The organism is Okeania sp. SIO2B9, from assembly GCF_010672505.1.
Lineage (GTDB): Bacteria > Cyanobacteriota > Cyanobacteriia > Cyanobacteriales > Microcoleaceae > Okeania > Okeania hirsuta.
Genome location: NZ_JAAHGK010000420.1, coordinates 1 through 5,552, shown reverse-complemented (window position 1 = coordinate 5,552; position 5,552 = coordinate 1). Strand labels below are relative to the sequence as shown.

Genomic DNA, 5,552 nt, shown 5'->3' with positions numbered 1-5,552 from the left:
GCTCATTGCTATATTTTGGGTAAACTCGATCACCGTCAGTGACATACCAAAAGCTATGCCAAAACTGGATAACTTGCCATAACTTCTCAAAAGTTTGCCCTGGAGCGATCATGCTCCGCATCGCTATCGCGAACGCCAATTTCCCAAAGGATAATTCCCGGTTTCCAATGATTAACCACACAAGCTATTCCAAACAATCTGTTTTTTATTTCCCACAAACGTCTGTAGTTCATCAATCTCAGTGATTTCAGGAATTTCATCATCCTGTGGTTCATCGGATAACTGTTGTGCCAATTCTTTTACCCAATTGATAATGGTAGTATGGTCAATTTCTGTCACTAGATGCGATGGCTGGAAATCCCATGCCGTTGAGATACATTTTGAGACAGAGTTTTTTGACTTTTGGATGATCAGCGTTATTACTTGGAGATTCAACAATCTTGTTGGCCACAATTTTGACATTGATGGCATTGTTTCCCCCGACGAAAACCATTTTTTTTAAATCGAGATGATAGACATTTGGGACAGTGGATTGTTTTGAGCTTTCCTTGTGACACTTTAGATTTTACAGCATTCTCCACCCACCAAAGCCAAAAAACAAAGTATGTCACAAAAAGTAAAGTAGCTCAGAAACCTCTTTTATTCTGCCTACTGCCTTTATCTAACAATAAATGTTAACGCCTACCTACTTATAACAAATCCGGTGATCAAAAATACTTTATAGGATAGACTAGTCGGTTTATAACTTAAAAAATCCCCAAAAACCTTGTTCTGTAAGGATTCTAGATATTAGGAATTAAAAATGCTTAGAATTATTGCTCTGTCTAGGTTGGAGCGATTTTTTCCCTCTATTTAGCGACAACTCTGATGTAAGATTAAATTCTCTCCCCATCTCCCCTACACCCTACCTCCCCATCTGCACAATCATCAGACTCTATAAACCGGATTTAGTATTACCTGTATTTCTCATTAATTTGAGCAAACCTAGTTAACTATCAAATAGCTAACCGCACTTCTAACAATCAAAAACTCAAACTTAGGAAACCATTACAGAAGTCAGTAATCTTTCCACAATTGTTTGAGCACGTCTTCCTCCTGCTGGTATCAAACGATGGGAAAGGACATAGGGAGAAAGAAATTTCACATCATCAGGAATAGCGTAATCTCTTCCAGCAAGAAACCCTAAAGCTTGAGCTGCTCGATGCAAAGCAACTGTTCCACGAGGACTAACACCCAGTGTAACTTCTTCATCTTCCCGCGTTGCTCTTACTAATCGGAGAATATATTTTTGTAAAGACTCATCTACTTTCACTAGACTACACAAACGACGCAACTCTTCGACTTCCTCTAAAGTAATACAAGCTTTTAGTGTACTTAATCCTACTCCCTCAGAAATTCTTTGTAGCATCTGTAACTCTTCAGATTCTGTAGGATAGCCTAATGTCAGAGATAAACTAAAACGATCCATTTGTGCTTCCGGCAGTGGAAATGTCCCCTGATATTCAATAGGGTTCTGAGTTGCAATGACAAAAAATGGCTTAGGAACAGAACGCGAAACCCCATCTATAGTAACCTGTTTTTCCTCCATTACTTCTAATAGAGCAGACTGAGTACGCGGGGTAGCACGATTAATTTCATCTGTCAATAGCACATTGGCAAACACCGGACCTGGTAGAAATTCAAATTTTCCACTGCTAGGGTTCCAAATATTAGTACCAGTAATATCGGTAGGTAGTAAATCAGGAGTACATTGAATTCGCTGAAACTTTCCAGCGATCGAATAAGCTAGAGATTTAGCTAATAAGGTCTTACCCACACCGGGAACATCTTCTAAAAGAACATGACCTTCCGAAAGAAGTGCTACTAATACTAAGTTAATGGCATCTTCTTTACCAAGAATAGTCTGACTAAGATTTTGTTTCAGCTTTTCAATACTTTCTTTCATAAAATTATGATTTGCTATCTATAAATATTGGCTGAAAGTCCAAAATATCCTGGCTTCTAACTACTAAATTAAAACTCTTTCATCAATTGAAAAAATTAACAGACTTATGCAAAAAGTCTGGCACAATAAACACCAAAGAGAAACATCATCAAAATTAAGGCCAAAAATTTTATTTTAACAATTTCTTGAAGTTTAATACTTAAAATATTAGCTTGATCGCGCTATTTACATCAGAAAAATTATCAATCAAATTGTGATTAATACTAGAAGATAAAAGGAACAGGATTAATTCCCATCCCTTGAATTGAATCTAATTTAACTATGAGAGTTTAGTATTCACTAGAGAATTTGTTTCCTCCGCCTCTTCTTCCACCACCAGATGACCCTCGACCTTCTCGTGGCCTTGCTTTATTGACCTTGAGAGTACGTCCCATCCATTCAGCACCATCAAGTGCTTCAATGGCTGCTGTCTCTTCATCTTCTGTCTCCATTTCTACAAAAGCAAAGCCCCTGGGGCGACCAGTTTCACGGTCTGAAGGAACTTGAACTCGCTTAACGCTACCATACTCCTTGAAGACATCTCTGATATCTTCATCTGTTGCATCGTACGAAAGGTTTCCAACGTAAACCGACATATTTGACCTCCAAAATTAAATGCCATCTAGAGAGATTTCGGAAGGCCAGTAATGCCAGATGAAACATCACAAAAAAGCTCACCACTGAAAGCAAAAACTGTAACCTATACCTATTCTCGAACTAGATTATATCATAGACAGTTTTGGCTAAAAATTATACAGATTACAACTTTAGTCCAACTTAAAACTACCAGTAAAACTTTTTAAATTTTAGCTAAATAGAAATTTGATAAAATGTCTAGGCTAAATTATTCATCAAATTTTACAAGTTAAACAGGAATGCTATATTTTTTTTAGCTTTGCATAATTTATTTTTGATACATTCGACCAATAATTAATTTAAAAGCAATGATCAATTAGAGTGATACGACATTTACCCATCACTAAACTATTTTCCATTGAAACAACAAGATTATTTTATATTAAATTTATTTAGTGTTACTTACGAGTATACTTCTAGCAATTGCACAGTCTTCTTGAATTTTTGCTTTTAGTAAATCTAAAGAAGCAAACTTTTGTTCAGGTCTTAAAAACTCAATCAAATTTACCATTATAGTCTGACCATATAAATCTCCAGACCAATTTAACAAGTGAATTTCTGTAGTCGGGTGTAGACCATTTAATGTGGGGCGACAGCCAATATTCATTACTCCTAAGTGTGGACAATCGCCAGAAGAATTTTCCTGAAGTTGCTTCTGTCCAAAGATATAGGCCTCCACAGCATAAACTCCAAAACGAGGCAAAAATTTTTGTGGCGGTAGCTGTAGATTAGCTGTAGGAAATCCTAAAGTTCTACCTAATTTTTGTCCTTCCACCACCTGACCTGCTAAACTGTAGGGACGACCTAATAAACGATTGGATTTTTTCAGGTCTCCTTGCTCAAGAGCTTGACGAATTATAGAACTGCTAATACGTTCTCCATTTTCACAAGTGTATAGAGGTACAATCGTAACTTCTATATTATAGTTAGCTGCAATAGTCTGTAAATCTGTTGCTTTTCCTACCCTGTTTCTACCAAAGCGGAAGTCCCATCCGACACTTACTTGACTTGCTTTTAAGTGTTTTACCAGAATTTTTTCTACAAATTGAGTAGGAGTTAAATTGGCCAATTCTTGGTCAAATTGCAGTAATACCACTTGTTCTACTCCCATCTGTTGAAAAAGAGCTAATTTTTCATCTAGTGGAGCTAACAATTTTTTTGGTTTTCCACTAAAAAACTCTTGGGGATGAGGATTAAAAGTTACAACAGTTGAATAAATTTTTGGCTCTTGACAATCATCATTTTTGTCCAATTCACTTTGGTAATACCATGATGAATTTAATAATTGAAGTTTTGTGTTTTTGTCTACTTCTGTATCTGTTTGTGATGGATAAACATAGAGTGAATTTTTTCTAGTATCTAATTTTAAAGTTGGTTGAACTACTTGCCTATGTCCTCGATGTAAACCATCAAAGTTTCCCAAGGCAACGGTAGTTGGAGTTAGTACTGTAGCTAAAGAAGAAGTTACCCACACACCTTATATTTTTGTTGATTGAATCATTTTCTACTACATTTAATCTTTGTTCATCTATATTTTTTGTCAGCTTACTAACAAAATTAATATTAAGCTGAAACTTTAGATTTTTTTGGAGTGTTTGACTGCTGAATTATTGTCTTCACTATTGCTTGGAGGAATTAATTGAATTGAAAGACCTTCTCTTGCCATCAAACTATTAGGAAATTTTTCTGCTACTTGCTCTCCTACTTTATCTAAGAAATCATCATTATGTATAGGGTCATGGTGAAAAATCACTAATTTTTTAACTTGAGCCACTGTAGCAATTTTTACAGCCTCCTGCCAAGTTGAATGTCCCCAACCTATTTTACTAGACTTGTCCGAATAATATTCTTCATCTGTATAAGTAGCGTCGTAGATTAATACATCTGCTTGACGAGCCAAAAATAAAACATTTTCATCAAAGCGATCGGGAAAATGTTCTGTGTCAGTAACATAAGCTGCAGTGTATCCTTGCCAGTTGACACGATATCCTACTGCTTCTCCAGGGTGGTTGAGTAAAGCATTTTCAATAACTATATCACCAATTTTAATTGGCTGACTTATTTCCAAATCGAAAAACTTAAGTTCAGCCCCCATAACTTGCAAAGGTACAGGAAAATTAGGGTTGAGCATCTGGTCATTCAGCCTCTGTTGAATAGTAGCTCCATTTGGAGCAACTGCTCCATATATATAGAAACAATTATTTTTAACAAAAGCAGGTACAAAAAAAGGAAAGCCTTGAATATGATCCCAGTGGGTATGGGTAAAGAACATATGGGCTTTTACGGGCATTTGAGACATCAGGGATTGACCCAAAACTCGTAGGCCAGTTCCACCGTCAAAAATCAGGCGATGTCCACCAACTCGCATTTCTACACAAGGAGTATTACCCCCATATCTTACTGTTTCTGCTCCGGGAGAAGCAATACTACCTCTTACGCCCCAAAATTGAACTGTGAATTGATTTTGTTTAACCGACATGAGTTTTATCGCAGAATTTCTTGAGTAAGTCCATCGAGGAGATTTTACTTATTAGTCAAATTTTTGCCATCATAAAATGGCTTAATCTTTAGTGTAATGATATACTTTCAATATGTTAACTCTTATGCTGAATGAATCTATCAAAATTTGGGTGGAAGATGAGAGTTAAGGTTTTTAGCTCTGCTGATATTTAGATGACTCGGGGAATTTTTATCGACTATTTTCTACATTTATAATAATACTATTTGAGACTCTTTGCTTTAAAAATACAAGTATTCTAGAGCTTCTCTGAAAGGGGTGAAAATCACGTTCAAGATTCTTTCTCGTTACTCTTGGCTAACATCTTTTTTGTGAAAACTGGTATGATCAATTACTATAATGTCTCCTGATTCTAACTGAGAAATCAAAGAATATTTCAGCCAAGCTTCAAGTAAATCTTGATCATATGACCCA

6 protein-coding genes and 2 pseudogenes are annotated in these 5,552 nt (G+C 36.0%); all 8 read right to left on the bottom strand.

The features are described from left to right. Window positions 1–181, bottom strand: a pseudogene (locus F6K13_RS15925) (hypothetical protein); the annotation flags it as partial. After that, window positions 172–339, bottom strand: coding sequence for a hypothetical protein (locus F6K13_RS15920; RefSeq protein ID WP_287287821.1), 168 nt, complete (start codon window positions 337–339; stop codon window positions 172–174). The pseudogene F6K13_RS15925 and the gene F6K13_RS15920, both read right to left, overlap by 10 nt. After that, entirely contained in the window at window positions 326–493 is a 168-nt protein-coding gene (locus F6K13_RS15915; protein ID WP_287278543.1) for a hypothetical protein, read from the bottom strand. The genes F6K13_RS15920 and F6K13_RS15915 overlap by 14 nt, the downstream gene beginning before the upstream one ends. 543 nt (window positions 494–1,036) lie before the next feature. Next, the gene (locus F6K13_RS15910; protein ID WP_124145237.1) at window positions 1,037–1,945 is read right to left on the bottom strand and encodes a MoxR family ATPase; all 909 of its coding nucleotides are present in this window, start codon (window positions 1,943–1,945) and stop codon (window positions 1,037–1,039) included. Between the two features lie 329 nt (window positions 1,946–2,274). Continuing rightward, on the bottom strand, window positions 2,275–2,580 hold the full coding sequence (locus tag F6K13_RS15905) for an RNA-binding protein (RefSeq protein ID WP_124155647.1): 306 nt from the start codon (window positions 2,578–2,580) through the stop codon (window positions 2,275–2,277). A 428-nt stretch (window positions 2,581–3,008) separates the two neighbouring features. Next, window positions 3,009–4,094 carry a bifunctional riboflavin kinase/FAD synthetase gene (locus tag F6K13_RS15900; RefSeq protein WP_124145239.1) on the bottom strand — a complete coding sequence of 362 codons (1,086 nt, stop codon included), beginning with the start codon at window positions 4,092–4,094 and terminating at the stop codon, window positions 3,009–3,011. 102 nt (window positions 4,095–4,196) lie between these two features. Beyond that, on the bottom strand, window positions 4,197–5,099 hold the full coding sequence (locus F6K13_RS15895) for an MBL fold metallo-hydrolase (RefSeq protein WP_124155646.1): 903 nt from the start codon (window positions 5,097–5,099) through the stop codon (window positions 4,197–4,199). A 350-nt stretch (window positions 5,100–5,449) separates the two neighbouring features. Then, a pseudogene (locus tag F6K13_RS15890) lies at window positions 5,450–5,552 on the bottom strand (IS630 family transposase); the annotation flags it as partial.